Origin of the sequence: Stenotrophomonas sp. SAU14A_NAIMI4_8, assembly GCF_003086695.1 — a bacterium.
Lineage (GTDB): Bacteria > Pseudomonadota > Gammaproteobacteria > Xanthomonadales > Xanthomonadaceae > Stenotrophomonas.
Genome location: NZ_CP025999.1, coordinates 3,156,823 through 3,170,759, shown reverse-complemented (window position 1 = coordinate 3,170,759; position 13,937 = coordinate 3,156,823). Strand labels below are relative to the sequence as shown.

General features: G+C 69.8%; 14 protein-coding genes. 9 read left to right on the top strand and 5 right to left on the bottom strand.

Annotated elements, in window-relative coordinates; translation table 11 throughout:
• The first annotated feature begins 27 nt into the window (after positions 1-27).
• Positions 28-1,362, top strand: a complete 1,335-nt coding sequence (rlmD, locus tag C1930_RS14565) for a 23S rRNA (uracil(1939)-C(5))-methyltransferase RlmD (RefSeq protein ID WP_108756868.1) — start codon at positions 28-30, stop codon at positions 1,360-1,362.
• A 58-nt stretch (positions 1,363-1,420) separates the two neighbouring features.
• Here rlmD and C1930_RS14560 read toward each other — a convergent pair whose 3' ends face one another.
• Positions 1,421-2,050, bottom strand: coding sequence for a hypothetical protein (locus C1930_RS14560; protein WP_108772039.1), 630 nt, complete (start codon positions 2,048-2,050; stop codon positions 1,421-1,423).
• 90 nt (positions 2,051-2,140) lie between these two features.
• Here C1930_RS14560 and C1930_RS14555 point away from each other — a divergent pair, with 90 nt between their 5' ends.
• The 8 genes from C1930_RS14555 to C1930_RS14520 all read left to right on the top strand — a co-directional run bounded on the left by C1930_RS14555 (position 2,141) and on the right by C1930_RS14520 (position 8,134).
• Positions 2,141-2,626 (top strand): CYTH domain-containing protein, encoded by a 486-nt coding sequence (locus tag C1930_RS14555; protein ID WP_108753798.1) that lies wholly within the window; start codon positions 2,141-2,143, stop codon positions 2,624-2,626.
• Between the two features lie 70 nt (positions 2,627-2,696).
• A complete protein-coding gene (locus C1930_RS14550) occupies positions 2,697-3,368 on the top strand; it encodes a DsbA family oxidoreductase (protein WP_108772038.1) in 672 nt (223 codons plus the stop codon).
• Positions 3,369-3,560: 192 nt separating this feature from the next.
• Positions 3,561-4,568 (top strand): beta-N-acetylhexosaminidase, encoded by a 1,008-nt coding sequence (gene nagZ, locus C1930_RS14545; protein WP_108750700.1) that lies wholly within the window; start codon positions 3,561-3,563, stop codon positions 4,566-4,568.
• Positions 4,568-5,122, top strand: a complete 555-nt coding sequence (locus C1930_RS14540) for a hypoxanthine-guanine phosphoribosyltransferase (RefSeq protein WP_108756865.1) — start codon at positions 4,568-4,570, stop codon at positions 5,120-5,122. Before nagZ ends, C1930_RS14540 begins: the two co-directional genes overlap by 1 nt.
• Before the next feature lie 82 nt (positions 5,123-5,204).
• Positions 5,205-5,951 carry an S-methyl-5'-thioinosine phosphorylase gene (locus C1930_RS14535; RefSeq protein ID WP_108750698.1) on the top strand — a complete coding sequence of 249 codons (747 nt, stop codon included), beginning with the start codon at positions 5,205-5,207 and terminating at the stop codon, positions 5,949-5,951.
• A gap of 87 nt (positions 5,952-6,038) precedes the next feature.
• Positions 6,039-6,245 (top strand): cold-shock protein, encoded by a 207-nt coding sequence (locus C1930_RS14530; RefSeq protein ID WP_005410590.1) that lies wholly within the window; start codon positions 6,039-6,041, stop codon positions 6,243-6,245.
• A gap of 159 nt (positions 6,246-6,404) precedes the next feature.
• The gene (locus C1930_RS14525) at positions 6,405-7,688 is read left to right on the top strand and encodes an NAD(P)/FAD-dependent oxidoreductase (RefSeq protein WP_108756864.1); all 1,284 of its coding nucleotides are present in this window, start codon (positions 6,405-6,407) and stop codon (positions 7,686-7,688) included.
• A 176-nt stretch (positions 7,689-7,864) separates the two neighbouring features.
• The gene (locus C1930_RS14520) at positions 7,865-8,134 is read left to right on the top strand and encodes a hypothetical protein (protein ID WP_108753794.1); all 270 of its coding nucleotides are present in this window, start codon (positions 7,865-7,867) and stop codon (positions 8,132-8,134) included.
• On the opposite strand, the gene pdeM is transcribed toward C1930_RS14520, so the two are convergent.
• The 4 genes from pdeM to C1930_RS14500 are packed head-to-tail and all read right to left on the bottom strand — an operon-like array spanning position 8,131 to position 13,826.
• On the bottom strand, positions 8,131-8,778 hold the full coding sequence (pdeM, locus tag C1930_RS14515; RefSeq protein ID WP_108756863.1) for a ligase-associated DNA damage response endonuclease PdeM: 648 nt from the start codon (positions 8,776-8,778) through the stop codon (positions 8,131-8,133). The genes C1930_RS14520 and pdeM overlap by 4 nt on opposite strands.
• Complete coding sequence (locus tag C1930_RS14510) at positions 8,768-11,227, bottom strand: ligase-associated DNA damage response DEXH box helicase (RefSeq protein WP_108772037.1); 2,460 nt, start codon at positions 11,225-11,227, stop codon at positions 8,768-8,770. The genes pdeM and C1930_RS14510 overlap by 11 nt, the downstream gene beginning before the upstream one ends.
• Positions 11,224-12,831 (bottom strand): ATP-dependent DNA ligase, encoded by a 1,608-nt coding sequence (locus C1930_RS14505; RefSeq protein ID WP_108756861.1) that lies wholly within the window; start codon positions 12,829-12,831, stop codon positions 11,224-11,226. Before C1930_RS14505 ends, C1930_RS14510 begins: the two co-directional genes overlap by 4 nt.
• Positions 12,828-13,826: a ligase-associated DNA damage response exonuclease gene (locus C1930_RS14500; RefSeq protein ID WP_108772036.1), complete on the bottom strand. Its 999-nt coding sequence runs from the start codon at positions 13,824-13,826 to the stop codon at positions 12,828-12,830. The genes C1930_RS14505 and C1930_RS14500 overlap by 4 nt, the downstream gene beginning before the upstream one ends.
• Between the last annotated feature and the right edge of the window lie 111 nt (positions 13,827-13,937).

Genomic DNA, 13,937 nt, shown 5'->3' with positions numbered 1-13,937 from the left:
CCTTTTTTGCCCGCAGCCTGTCGCCACGTGGCCCGATCCCGTTCCCGCATCGACCGTACCCCGTTCCAGACCGAAATCCTCGACCTCAGCCATGACGGTCGTGGCGTCGCCCGCCGTGAAGGCGAAGGCGGCAAGGTCACCTTCATCAGCGGCGCCCTGCCGGGCGAAGTGGTGATGGCCGAACAGACCGCCCGCAGCCGCCACTTCGACGAGGCGCGCACGGTGGAAGTGCTGCAGGCCTCGCCGCAGCGCGTCACCCCCAAGTGCCCGCACTTCGGCACCTGTGCCGGCTGCGTGCTGCAGCACCTGGACGAAAGCCAGCAGATCGTGGCCAAGCAGCGCGTGCTGATGGACAACCTGGAGCGCATCGGCCACGTCACCCCGGGCACCGTGCTGCCGCCGCTGGTCGGGGACAGCTGGGGCTACCGCCGCAAGGGCCGCTTCTCGGTCCGCCGGGTGGAAAAGAAGGACAAGACCCTGGTCGGTTTCCGCGAACAGGATCCGCGTTTCGTGGCCGACCTGAGCCAGTGCCTGACCGTGATCCCGGAAATCGGCACCAAGGTCCAGGACCTGTCCACCTTCATTGAAGGCCTGGATGGCAAGCGCGACATTCCGCAGATCGAGTTCATCGGCGGCGACAATGCCATTGCCCTGACCGTGCGCCACCTGCAGCCGCTCAGCGATGCCGACCGCGCCGCCTGGGCCGCGTTCGGCCAGCAGCACGGGTTTGCCATCTACCTGCAGCCGGGCGGCCTGGACACCGTGCACCCGCTGGACGGGCAGGGCGTGCCGCTGTCGTTCCGGCTGGCGCCGTGGGACGTGGAACTGGCCTTCCGCCCGCTGGATTTCATCCAGGTCAACGCCAAGCTGAACGAGGCGATGATCGCCCGTGCGCTGGAATTGCTGGAGCCGGGCTCCGATGAGCGCGTGCTCGACCTGTTCTGCGGCCTGGGCAATTTCACCCTGCCGCTGGCACGCAAGGTGCGCGAAGTGGTGGGCGTGGAAGGCGATGCCGGCCTGGTCGCGCGCGCCCGCGAAAACGCCGAGCGCAACGGCCTGGCCAACGCACAGTTCTTCAGCGCCGACCTGACCCAGGACCAGCGCGCCACCCCGTGGATGCGCCAGGGCTTCGACAAGCTGCTGCTGGACCCGCCGCGCTCGGGCGCGATCGAAGTGCTGCAGCAGCTGCCGCTGAAGCAGTTCAAGCGCATCGTCTACGTCAGCTGCCACCCCGGTTCGCTGGCGCGCGATGCCGGCTACCTGGTCAACGAACAGGGCTTCACCCTGGTCAGTGCCGGTGCCATGGACATGTTCCCGCACACCGCGCACGTGGAAAGCATCGCGGTCTTCGAAAAGCGCTGACGCCGCGCGGGCACCGGGGTGACCCTGGTGCCCGCCGCCACACGTGGCGTCGCGTCGGCTATCGGGGCGCCGGCGCGCTGCGCCACTGGCCATCCTCGCGGATGAACGCCAGCGTTTCGGTGCCTTGCTCATCGCCCACCTGGGCGGTGACCGCGCATTCGAAGACGGCGCGCTCGTCGGGCACTTCGCAGTCGGCAACCTCCAGCACCTGCGCGTCGCGCACGGCCAGCATGAAGCGCGCGCGCTCCTCGGCATCGCTCTCACGCGCCGCCACGGTCGCCAGATGCGCGCGCAGCAGCGGTTGTACTTCCTCGCGACTGGGCGCGGGCGTCGGCAGGCGGCGCGGATCGGGCAGGGTCCACTGGCCATCCACCCAGGCCAGGTGCAGCAGGCGCGCACCCGATTTCATGCCGGCGCTGCCCACCACGATGCACGTGGCAGTGTCCGCGGTGCTGCCCACCGCGCAGCTGCTCAGCGATTCCAGCGTGGGCCGGAACGCCATCGCGACCAGGCTGCTGCTGTCACTGCGCGGGCGCGCGGCGATCTGTTCGGCAATCGCCAGATCCATCGCGTCCTGCGCCTGCTGCAGGGTGGGCAGGGCAGGGGCCTGGGCCAGGCATGCGCCCGCGGGCAGCAGCAGGGCCAGCGCCAGCGGGCGCAGCGTGGAAAGGGAAAGGGATAGTGTCATGGTTCAGCGATCCTTGCAGGGCGGGGCAGTGTAGTGCGGCGGCCGCGCGCCGGGTAGGCAGGTCGCTGCTGGCGGCCGCATACTTCGCCCATGGGCATTGAAATCGAACGCAAGTTTCTGGTGACCGGCGACGGTTGGCGTACCGCCGCGCATCGGGTCATTCCAATGGCGCAGGGCTATATCAACGACATGGGCGCACTGGATCGCGGCACCCAGAACGCCTCGGTGCGCGTGCGCATCGAAGGCGAACAGGCTGCGCTGAACCTGAAGTCGCGCACCCTGGGGCACACCCGCCAGGAGTTCGATTACCCCATTCCCGTGGACGATGCCCGCGACCTGCTGGCGCTGTGCGTGGGCGGGTTGATCGACAAGCGCCGCCATCTGGTCGAACACGCAGGGCTGACCTGGGAAGTGGACGAGTTCCTGGGCGACAACGCCGGCCTGGTGGTGGCCGAGGTGGAACTGGACAGCGCCGACCAGGCCATCGACCTGCCGGACTGGGTGGGCGCGGAAGTGACCGACGACGCGCGCTATTACAACGTCGCGCTGGCCAGCCATCCCTATTCACAGTGGTGAAGTGCTGATCGGCCGATAGCGCCCGACAGCGCCCCCTTTTGCCGCGGCGGACGGCCCCCATCTTGGGGGCATGAGAATCGATATCTATTCCGACGTGGTCTGCCCCTGGTGCTGGATCGGCAAGCATCGTTTCCAGCAGGGCGTGCAGTTGCTGGGCGCCGATGCGCCCGCCCTGGATATCCATTGGCAGCCGTTCCAGCTGGACCCGGACGCTGATGCCACGCCGGTCCCGCTACGCCAGGCCTATGCGCGCAAGTTCGGCGGGGCCGAGCGCACCGAACAGATCCTGGGCCAGACCCAGTCCACCGCGCAGGCCGAGGGCCTGCCGATGGACTTCGGCCAGGGCCAGGTGCGGGTGACCACGCTGCCTGCGCACCGCCTGCTGTGGCTGGCCGGCGAACACGGCGTGCAGGACGCGGTGGGCGAAGCACTGTTCCGCGCCCACTTCGAGCATGGCCAGAACCTGGCCGACCCGGCCGTGCTGGTGAAGGCCGGTGCGGCCGGCGGGCTGGCCGCAGCCGAGATCGAACAGATGCTGGCGTCCGACCGCGGCCTGGCCCAGGTGCAGGCGCTGGGCATTTCCTCGGTGCCCACCTTCGTGATCGACGGGCGCTGGGCGATTTCCGGCGCGCAGCCGCCGGAAGCCTTCGCCCAGGCGCTGCGCCAGATTGCCGCCGAGCAGGGTGCACCGTCGGCCGCCGCTGCCGACGAGGCCTGTGGCCCGGACGGCTGCGCCGTGTAGTACGCGCGGGGTCAGAGCCCCTGCGGGGATCCGACCCCTGTGCCAGAGCCCCTGCGGGGATCCGACCCCGGGGTCGGATCCCCGCAGGGGCTCTGACCCCGTTCCCGTGTTCAGCCGAACACTGCGTCCATCGGCCGGTTCTGCGACAATGCGGCACTGCGCCATGCGGGCGCCTGTTGTGGAGATCGACCCATGCTGCTGATCGGCGTTGCCGGCACTGAACTGACCGCCCAGGAACGCGACTGGCTGCAGCACGATGCCGTGGCCGGGGTGGTGCTGTTCAAGCGCAACTTCGCCTCGCGCCAGCAGGTGACCGATCTGACCGCCGCCATCCGCGCCGCCGCACCGCGCCCGCAGTTGCTCTGCGTGGACCAGGAAGGCGGCCGCGTGCAGCGCTTCCGCGAAGGCTACAGCGAACTGCCGCCGCTGCAGGACATCGGCGCCCTCTACGCGCGCGATCCGCAGCAGGCGCTGGCGCTGGCCGAACAGCACGCCTGGCTGATGGCCAGTGAAGTGCGCGCCAGCGGCCTGGACCTCAGCTTCGCCCCGGTGGTGGATCTGGCCCGTGGCAACCGCGCCATCGGCAACCGCGCCTTCAGTGAAGACCCGCAGGTGGTCGCCGCCTTCACTGCCGCCTATGTGCGCGGCATGCATGCGGTGGGCATGGCCGCCACGCTCAAGCATTTCCCCGGCCACGGCACCGTGCTGGAAGACACCCACGTCGATACCGCCATCGACCCGCGCGCGCTGGACGAACTGCGCGCGCAGGACCTGGTGCCGTTCGGCGCCGGCATTGCCGCCGGTGCCGATGCGGTGATGATGGCCCACGTGATCTACCCGCAGGTCGCCCCCGAGCCGGCCGGCTATTCGCCGCGCTGGATCCAGGACATCCTGCGCGGTGAACTGGGCTTCCGCGGCGTGGTGTTCTCCGATGACATCGGCATGGCCGCCTCGCACAGTGCCGGTGGCGTGCCGGCACGCGTGCATGCCCACCTGGATGCCGGCTGCGACGTGGTGCTGGTCTGCCACCCCGAGCTGGTCGATGAAGCCCTGCACGCCGTGCAGGGCCGTTCACTGAATACCGCCGCGCTGCTGGGCCTGCTTGGCCGCGGCGCACTTGGCTGGGACGGCCTGCTGGCCGATGCCCGCCATGGCACCACCCAATCCCATCTGCTGCAAACCCTTGGAAGAACCGTCTGATGCCGAACCTCACCATTTCCCAGGCCCTGGCCCAGGCTGACCTGCTGGTCGACCGCCCCACCATCGACAAGGCCATTGCCAGCATCGCCGACGCCATCGCGCGCGACTACAAGGGCGAGGTGCCGCTGTTCCTGTCGATCATGCACGGCGCGCTGCCGTTCGCCGGCCAGCTGGCGCTGGAGCTGGGCGCGCGGGGCCAGGATGTGCAGTTCGATTACCTGCACGCCACCCGCTACCGGGGTGAAACCACCGGCGGCGACCTGGTCTGGAAGCACAAGCCGGCCACCTCGCTGTTCGGCCGCCGCGTGCTGCTGGTGGACGACATCCTGGACGAGGGCTACACCCTGCAGGGCGTGCGCACCTGGTGCCTGGAACAGGGCGCCACCGACGTGCGCATCGCCGCGATGACTGTGAAGAAGCACGATCGCGGCCTGCCGGACGTCACCGCCGATTACGCCGGCATCGAGCTGCCGGACCGTTACGTGTTCGGCTTCGGCATGGATGTGAACGAGACCCTGCGCTGCGTGCCGGCCATCTATGCCATGAAGGAGTGACGGCGCGGCCGTCCGCGGCCGGTCCCACCCTGTCGCCGGCGCCTTCGGGTGCCGGCGTTCGTCTTTTTCTGGAGTGATTCCCATGCAACAGATTGCCCTGGCCGTGATCGGCGGTACCGGTGTCTACAACCTGGCCAAGCTGGACGATGTGCAGACCCACGAGGTCGAGACCCGCTTCGGCCGTCCGTCGGGCCCGGTGCGCGTCGGCACCCTGCTGGGCCACCGCGTGGCCTTCCTGGCCCGCCACGGTGAGGGCCATTCGCTGCCGCCGCACAAGATCAACTACCGCGCCAACCTGGCCGCGCTGCAGCAGATCGGCGCGCAGCGCGTGCTGGCGCTGAACACGGTGGGCGGCATCGGCGACGACTTCGGTCCGCGCGTGCTGGCCTGTCCGGACCAGGTAATCGATTACACGTGGGGTCGTATCAGCACGATCTGCGAAGAAGACGGCACCGACGTGGTCCACGTTGATTTCGGTCATCCGTACACGCCGATGCTGCGCAGCAAGATCCTGGCGGCGGCGAAAGTGACCGGGGTGAAGGTGCACGACGGCGGCTGCTACGGCGCCACCCAGGGCCCGCGCCTGGAAACCATTGCTGAAATCGCCCGCATGCGCCGCGATGGCTGCGATCTGGTGGGCATGACCGGCATGCCTGAAGCCGCGCTGGCACGGGAGCTGGGGCTGGATTACGCCTGCCTGGCGATCGTGGCCAACTGGGCCGCCGGCTGTGGCGACGGCGAGGAGATCACCATGGCCGAAGTGCTGGCAAACGTGCAGGCCGCCAGCAACGGACTTCCGGAACTGGTAGGCGAATTGGCGCGGGGGTGATTGTCATCCTCGGGCAAGCTTTGCATACTCAGCCGGTACGCGGGTTCAGCGTACACCACCCATTCATTGCAAAGGTCTCGCATTAACATGCCGAACGGTACCGTCAAGTGGTTCAACGACGCCAAGGGATTTGGCTTCATCTCGCCGGAGGATGGCAGCGCCGACGTGTTCGCGCACTTCTCCGCCATCAACTCCAAGGGCTTCCGCAGCCTGCAGGAAGGCCAGCGTGTCACCTATGACGTGACCCAGGGCCCGAAGGGTGCCCAGGCTTCGAACATTACGCCGGCCGAGTGATCCACTCGACAGTGCGTTGAAAACCCCGCTACGGCGGGGTTTTTTTTTGCGCAGGGCAACGGCGGGCGCTCCGGCGTCGGCCAGTAGATCCACGCCATGCGTGGATGCCGTTGCGGGTTCCCTTCGCCATTGGCAATCCGCCTCGGGCACAATGCAGGCATGACGGAACGACTGCGCATTGCCGTGATCGGCTACGGCACCGCTGGCCAGGCATTGGCCATCCTGCTCACCCGTGATGGCCACGAGGTGGAGATCTTCGAACGTGTGCCCACGCCCGGCCCGGTAGGGGCCGGCTTCCTGCTGCAGCCCAGCGGCCTGCAGGTGCTGTGGCAGATGGGCCTGCTCGACGCCGTGCGTGCGCACGCCGCGCCGGTGCACCGCCTGTACGGCGATACGCCCTGCGAACGCGCGGTGATGGACATGGGCTATGCCGGTCTGGATGCACGCCTGCACGGGCTGGGCATGCAGCGCGGCGCGCTGTTCTCGTTGCTGGAAGATGCGCGCGAAGGCGCCGGCCACCTGCACGTGGGCACCGCCATCGAGGCGGTGGACAGCGCACAGGGGCGCGTACGCGATGCGCAGGGGCGCTGGCACGGCCCGTTCGACCTGGTGGTGGCCGCCGATGGCGCGGCATCCACCCTGCGCGGCAGTGTTGAGGGCGGCACCGCGCTGGACCGCGTCTACCCGTGGGGTGCGCTGTGGTGCCTGCTGCCGGCCGAAGACTGGCCGCACATGCAGGAGCTGCGGCAACGCTACGTGGCGGCGCGCAAGATGATCGGCCTGCTGCCGGTGGGCACCCGCCCCGGTGATGCCACGCCGCGCCTGAGCTTCTTCTGGAGCCTGCCGCGTGATGATTTCGAGCGCTGGCAGCGGGACGGCATGGCGCCCTGGCTGCAGGAACTGCATGCCCTGTGGCCGCAGGCCAGCGCGCGCTTCGCGCACCTGGTCGATGCCGGCCAGCTGGCACGCGCGGTGTACCGCGATGCGGTGATGAAGCGCTGGCACCATGGCCGCCTGGTGCTGGCCGGTGATGCCGCACACTCGATGAGCCCGCAGCTGGGGCAAGGCGTGAACATGGCCCTGATCGATGCACTGGCGCTGCGCGATGCGCTGCGCAGCCACCGTGGCGAAGCGGCGCTGCAGGCCTACCAGGCACAGCGGCGTGCGCATGTGGCGGTGTACCAGCGCTGGAGCCGCTGGTTGACGCCGCTGTTCCAGTCCAATGGCGATCTATGGGCGCATGCGCGCGACGTCCTGCTTGGCCCGATGGGGCGCATGCCGGGCGGGCGCGGGCACATGCTGCGCGTGCTCAGCGGTACCCAGCACGGCTGGTTCGGCGCACTGCCGCTGGATCCGGGCTTCATTGCCGCGCTGGCCGAAGCGCCGCGTGCGGCCGCCAGCAGCAGTGCGATCAGCGCTGCCGTGAACGTGCCCGTCACCTGAACTAACGAACATCTCACCCCGGTTGTGCGAGAACAGCTGTGCACGCGCACGCCGCGTCGCCCGTTTTCCTTTCCGTGATCGAACACTCCGTGATCGAACTTCGCGCATGGCCCGGGCGGACGCGCCGTCGCGGCCTGCTGCGGCCCGGATGCGCCGCACGTTCGAAGGAGGATGCCATGTTGTTCGCGGTCCACGAGCTGGAATCGGAAATCTGCAAACTGCGCGGTCTGCTGCAGATGCTGCACGAAGACCAGCCCGACGTGCTGGAGGATGTCTTTGAATTCCACGTGGGTAGCCTGATCAGCCACGCGGGCGCCGAACACCATGGCTACATCCGCACCTGTGCGCAGGAAATGCTGGCGGCGGTGCGTGCGCTGCCGCGCCACGTCGGCAACAGCGAGCCCACGTTTCGATTGATGCCCGACATGCTGGCCCGCCCGGCCTAAGCCTGGCGGGGCGGTACCGGCACCAGGCTGCCTTCCACGCAGGCAATGCGCTGTTCGTCGCGCGCGGGCGGTATCACTACGCCCGCGGTGAACGCCGAAAACGCGGGCAGCACGGTGATTCCCGGGCGCAGCCAGAACGCGGGAAAGCGCCGGCGCAGCGCCGGCAGGGCGATCTGCGGATGCAGGTGGCCGGCAATCACCCAGGCGCCGGCTTCGGGCTGTGGTTCGTGGCGCAGCACGATATCCCCCAGTCGCACCTGATCGTGCAGCTGCACGCGCAGCGCCGCTGCGGCAAGCTGGCGGTCGTGGTTGCCTCGGATCACATGCACGTCCAGGCCCGCTTGCTGTTCGCGCCAGGCCAGCCATTGCGCCAGCCACGCCGTGCGGTGCAGCGGGCCATGCAGCACATCGCCCAGGATCCACAGCTCGCGGCACGCGTGCTGCTGCACAAGTGCCTGCAGCCGTTGCAGGTCGCCCTGGGTGCCGCCGGCGGGCAAGGCGATGCCGGCGCGGCGGAACACATCGGCCTTGCCCAGGTGCAGGTCGGCAATCAGCAGGGCCTGCCGGGCCGGCCACAGCAGTGCACGCGCGCCGAGCAGGCGCAGCGTCTGCCCGCCCAGCTGCATGGCCAGCTCAGTGGTCATGGCGGCGTTCCAGCTGTTGCGCGGCGCGTTGCACGCGGGTACGCCAGTCTTCGTTGCTGAACTGGCCGCGCAGGCGCTCGGCCCACAGCGGAAAACCCAGCGGCGTGAGTGAGGCCGGCTGCTGCAGCGCCACCGTCTGCCTGCCAATGCGTGCCAGCGCCTGCTGCAGCCCGGGCAGATCCAATGCATCCTGCAGCACTTCCTGCTCAGCCAGGGCCAGCAGCATGTGCTCGGGGTCGTGCTGGCGCAGCACGTCATGCAGCAGGCCCGCAGAGGCCTGCAACTGGCGCAGCGAGCGCGGCATGCCGCCGGGCAGGCTGGGCACCAGCAGTCCGGCCACGCGCGCGATGCCACGGAACTGGCGGCGTGCCAGCTCGCCCAGGTTCACGGCCGCGCGCAGATCGTCCAGCAGCCCGTCGCGGGTGAACAACGCATGCCAGGCCTGCGCATCCAGGGTGATCGGCTGTGCCGGTGCCAGCACCAGGCCATGATCGTTCACGGCATACCCGATGCTGTTGCGCTGCAGCCGCGTGCAGCGCAGTGACAGCAGCGCGGCCAGTGCCTCATGCACGTGGCGCCCGGCGAACGGGTAGACGAACACGAACTGGCCCTCGCGGCGGCGCACGTCCTCCACCAGCAGCTGCGCCGGCGAGGGCCGCGCGGACACGCGTGCCTGCAGCGCCAGCAGCGGCGCCAGCCACGTTGATTCGGCACTGCCATCACTTCCGGAGAGCACTGCGAGCAAGGCCTGCCCCAGTGGCATCGACAAGGGCAGCTGGCCGCCCTGCCAGCGCGGCACGCTGCCGTCGCCGCGCCCACGCGCCACCCGCACATAGGCGGTCATGTCACGCAGCTGCACCAGCTCCAGCAGGCGCCCGGCGAACTGGAAGCGGTCGCCCGGGCGCAGGCGCCCTGCGAACTGTTCTTCCACCGAACCCAGGCTGCCGCCGCGCAGGAACTGCACGCGCACGCTGCCATCGCTGCTGATGGTGCCGATCGACAGGCGGTGGCGCAGGGCCTGGCGGCGATCGGGCACCCGGTAGGTGCCGCTGTCATCGATCTGCACCTTGTGGAAATCCGGATACTGCGACAGCGCCCGCCCGCCCTGCACGATGAAGTCCAGCACGGCCTGCCACTGCGCATCGGTCAGATCGGCAAAGGCGTGGGTGCGCCGCACCTGGGCCAGCAGTGCATCGGCCTGGAAGCCGCCGGCCAGCGCGCAGCTCACTGCGTGTTGGGCCAGCACGTCCAGCGACAGGACCATAGGACGGCGTGCTTCCACCACGCCCTCGCGCAGCGCGTTGCGTGCCGCCGCGAATTCGGCCACCTCCAGCGCATGGCTGGGAATGCAGGTGATGCGGCCGCTGGCACCGGGGCGATGGCGTGCGCGGCCGGCGCGCTGGCGCAGGCGCGCCACGCCCTTGGGGCTGCCCAGCTGCAGGACCTGGTCCACCTCCGGGAAATCCACGCCCAGGTCCAGGCTGGAGGTGGCCACCACGCAGCGCAGGCTGCCTGCACGCAGGCCGTCTTCCACCTGCTGGCGCAGGGTCGGGTCCAGCGAGCCGTGGTGCAGGGCCAGACTGTCGGCGTCTTCCGGCCACACCGCGGCCAGCGCCTGGTGCCACAGCTCGGCTTGTGCGCGGGTGTTGGTGAACAGCAGGGTGCTGCGTGCGCCCTGGATCGCCTGCAGGACCCGCGGCAACTGCACCAGGCCCAGGTGGCCGGCCCACGGAAAGCGTTCGCCGGAAGGCGGCAGCAGGGTCTGCACCTGCACCGGTCGCTGCCGCGCGCCTTCCACCAGCGGCGCGTCGGGCTGGTCGGGCAGCAGCACCTGCCGCGCCTGCTGCAGGTTGCCCAGCGTGGCCGACAGCCCCCACAGCTGCAGGCGGGGGCTGGCATCGTGCAACCGTGCCAGGTTCAGCTGCAACAGCACGCCACGCTTGCTGCCCAGCAGTTCATGCCACTCATCCACCACCACGCAGCGCAGGTGCTGCATGCGCGGCAGCGTATCGGGATAGCTCAACAACAGCGCCAGCGATTCGGGCGTGGTCACCAGCACATCCACGCGTCCCTCGCGCGCCTGGCGCCGCTCGCGGTTGCTGGCATCGCCACTGCGCAGGCCGACCTTCCAGCCCAGGCCAACGCCATCGATGACCGTCTGCAGCGCGCGTGCGGTATCGCTGGCCAGTGCCCGCAGCGGGGTGACCCACAGCACCTGCAGCGGACGCACGGCGCTGGCGCGCGCCGGCGCCGGCGGTGGATCGATCAAGGCCTGCAGCAGGGGCCCGCCGAACATCGCCAGGGTCTTGCCGCTGCCGGTGGGCGTGTGCAGCAGGCCCGATTCGCCCGCCAGGTAGTGCCGCCACATCGCGCGCTGGAACGGCAGCGGGCGCCAGCCGCGCGCGGCGAACCACGCCTGCAGGCGCTGCAGGGCCTGCGTACGGGTCATCGCGCCAGCGCCTGCAGGGTGTGCAGCTGGTCGGCCTCGCCGGCGGGCTTGTCGTGGCGCCAGCGCAGGATGCGCGGGAAGCGCACCGCGATGCCCGACTTGTGCCGGCTGCTGCGGTTCACCGCTTCGAATCCCAGCTCGAATACCTGAACGGCGTCGACGCTGCGCACCGGGCCAAAGCGCTCGCGGGTGTGCGCGCGGATCCAGCGGTCCAGCGCCAGGATCTCCTTGTCGTCCAGGCCCGAATAGGCCTTGGCCACCGGTACCAGCGCGTCACCGTCCCACACCCCGAAGGTGTAGTCGGTGTACAGGGTGCTGCGCCGCCCATGGCCGGCCTGCGCGTACAGCAGCACCGCATCGATGGTGAGCGGCTCGATCTTCCACTTCCACCAGTCGCCGCGGCGGCGCCCGGCCTGGTAGACCGAATCGCGGCGCTTGATCATCAGCCCTTCAACGCCGCGTTCGCGGGCACCGTCACGCAGGCGCGCGGCCTCGGCCCAGTCCTCGGCGAGCACCGGTGGCGAGAGCTGCAGGCGAGGATCGGCCAGTGCATCGAGCAGCTGCGCCAGCTGCGCGCGGCGTTCGTGCAGCGGCAGCTCGCGAAGATCCTGGCCATCGCGTTCCAGCAGGTCGTAGGCCAGCACGCGCACCGGCGTGTTGCGCAGGGTGGCGGCACCGGGTTTGCGGCGCTGGATGCGGGTCTGCAGGGCAGTGAAGGCGCGCGGCAGGTCATCGGCGCTGTCCCAGGCCAGCAGCTCGCCGTCGATCACGCAGCCATCGGGCAGTCCGGCGGCGGCCTGTTCGATTTCGGGGAAGCGACCATCCAGCCGCTCTTCGCCGCGCGACCACAGGGCCACCTCGCCATTCCGGCGCAGCAGCTGCAGGCGGATGCCGTCCCACTTCCATTCCAGCAACCAGTCATCCAGCGCGCCCAGCCGCTCGGCCGGCGCGCCTTCCAGCGGCGAGGCCAGGAAGAACGGGTAGGGCTGCTGGCGGTCGGTCGGCAGCTCGTCTGGCGACAGCAGCTGCGCCAGCGCGGCGGGCGAGGGCACCCACTCACCCAGCATGCGCTGGGCAATGCGGGCGATGTCCAGCCCCGACCATTCGGCCAGCGCCTGCTGCACGAGTCGCTGCGATACGCCCACGCGCAGGGCGCCGGTCAGCAGCTTGTTGAACACCAGGCGTTCGGCGGCGGGCAGTTGCTGCCAGCCCTGCAGCACGGCGGCGTGGCGTACCGTCTCGTCCTGGTTGGCCACCGCCAGCAGATGCTGTTCGATCCAGTCGGCCAGGGCCCGTTCGGGGGCGGGCGTTGCCGGGTCATCCAGCAGCAGGGTCAACGTTTCGGCCAGGTCGCCCACCTGCGCATAGCTGTCTTCCACCAGCCAGGCCGGAAGCCCGGACGCCTCGGTGATCCAGCGGCGCAGCTCACCACTGGCGGCCACCTTGCGGCGCGCGCCGCCCACCTTGCCACCGCTCAGCAGGTACAGCGCCCATGCTGCATCGCGTGGACGTGCCGTGCGGAAGTAGTCGACCAGCGCGGCCCGCTTGTCCAGCGTTGCGGTGCTGCGGTCCAGGCGCTGGTAGAGCGCGGCGAAGGCCTTCATTCCTCGGCCCCGAAATCGGTGCGGAAGGCCTCGGCGGCCACGCCGCGCTCGCGCAGGAAGGGGATCAACGCATCGGTGTTGCCGTGGGTGGCGATGATGCGCCGCGCGCCGGTCTGTTCGATGGTCTGCAGCAGCGCCGGCCAGTCGGCGTGGTCGGAAATGACGAAGCCGCGGTCAACATTGCGCCGGCGCCGGTTGCCGCGCAGCTGCATCCAGCCCGACGCGAACGCCAACTGGTGACGGCCGAAGCGGCGCAGCCACGGCGTGCCTGCCGCCGACGGCGGGGCCAGGATCAGCTGCCCGGCGGCATCCGGGATACGCCCCTGTTCGGCCACGGTCACCGTGTCCAGCATGTCCACCCCGGCCTGGCGGTAGACCGCCACGCCATTGGCGATGGCGCCGTGCAGCCAGGCCGGCTGGTCGTCCAGCGGCAGCAGTTCGGCCAGCACGCGCTGGGCCTTGCCCAGTGCGTAGCACAGCAGCACCGCCGCTTCCCCGCGCGCGGCGCATTCGCGGCGCCAGGCGACGATGTCGGCCGCCACATCGGCGGTGTGCGGCCAGCGGTAGATCGGCAGGGCGAAGGTGGCTTCGCTGATGAAGGTATCGCAGGGCACGACCTCGAACGGCGTGCAGGTGGGATCGTGCTGGCGCTTGTAATCGCCCGAGGCCACCCAGACCTGGCGCCCATCGTCGATGCGCACCTGGGTCGAGCCCAGCACATGCCCCGCCGGGTGCAGCGATACCTGCACCCGGCCCAGCGAAAAGGGCGTGCCTTCGGCATGCGCGTGCAGCGGCACATCGCCCAAGCGCCAGCGCAGGATCGGCACGCTGCCGGTGCTGCAGTGGTATTCGCCCATGCCCGGGCGCGCGTGGTCGCCATGGCCATGGGTGATGACCGCGCGCGGCACCGGCCGCCACGGATCGATGTGGAAATCGCCGGCGGCGCAGTACAGGCCTTCTGGCCGCAATACCACCAGATCTTCGTTGTCGCTCATGTGGCCACTCTGGCGCGGCGCTCGTGCAGGCGGTGAGAACCGCGCTGAACGGGCGCTGGCCGGACGATGCGGCACAATCGAGGGGCTCCTTTTCCGCAACGGGAAGCAATG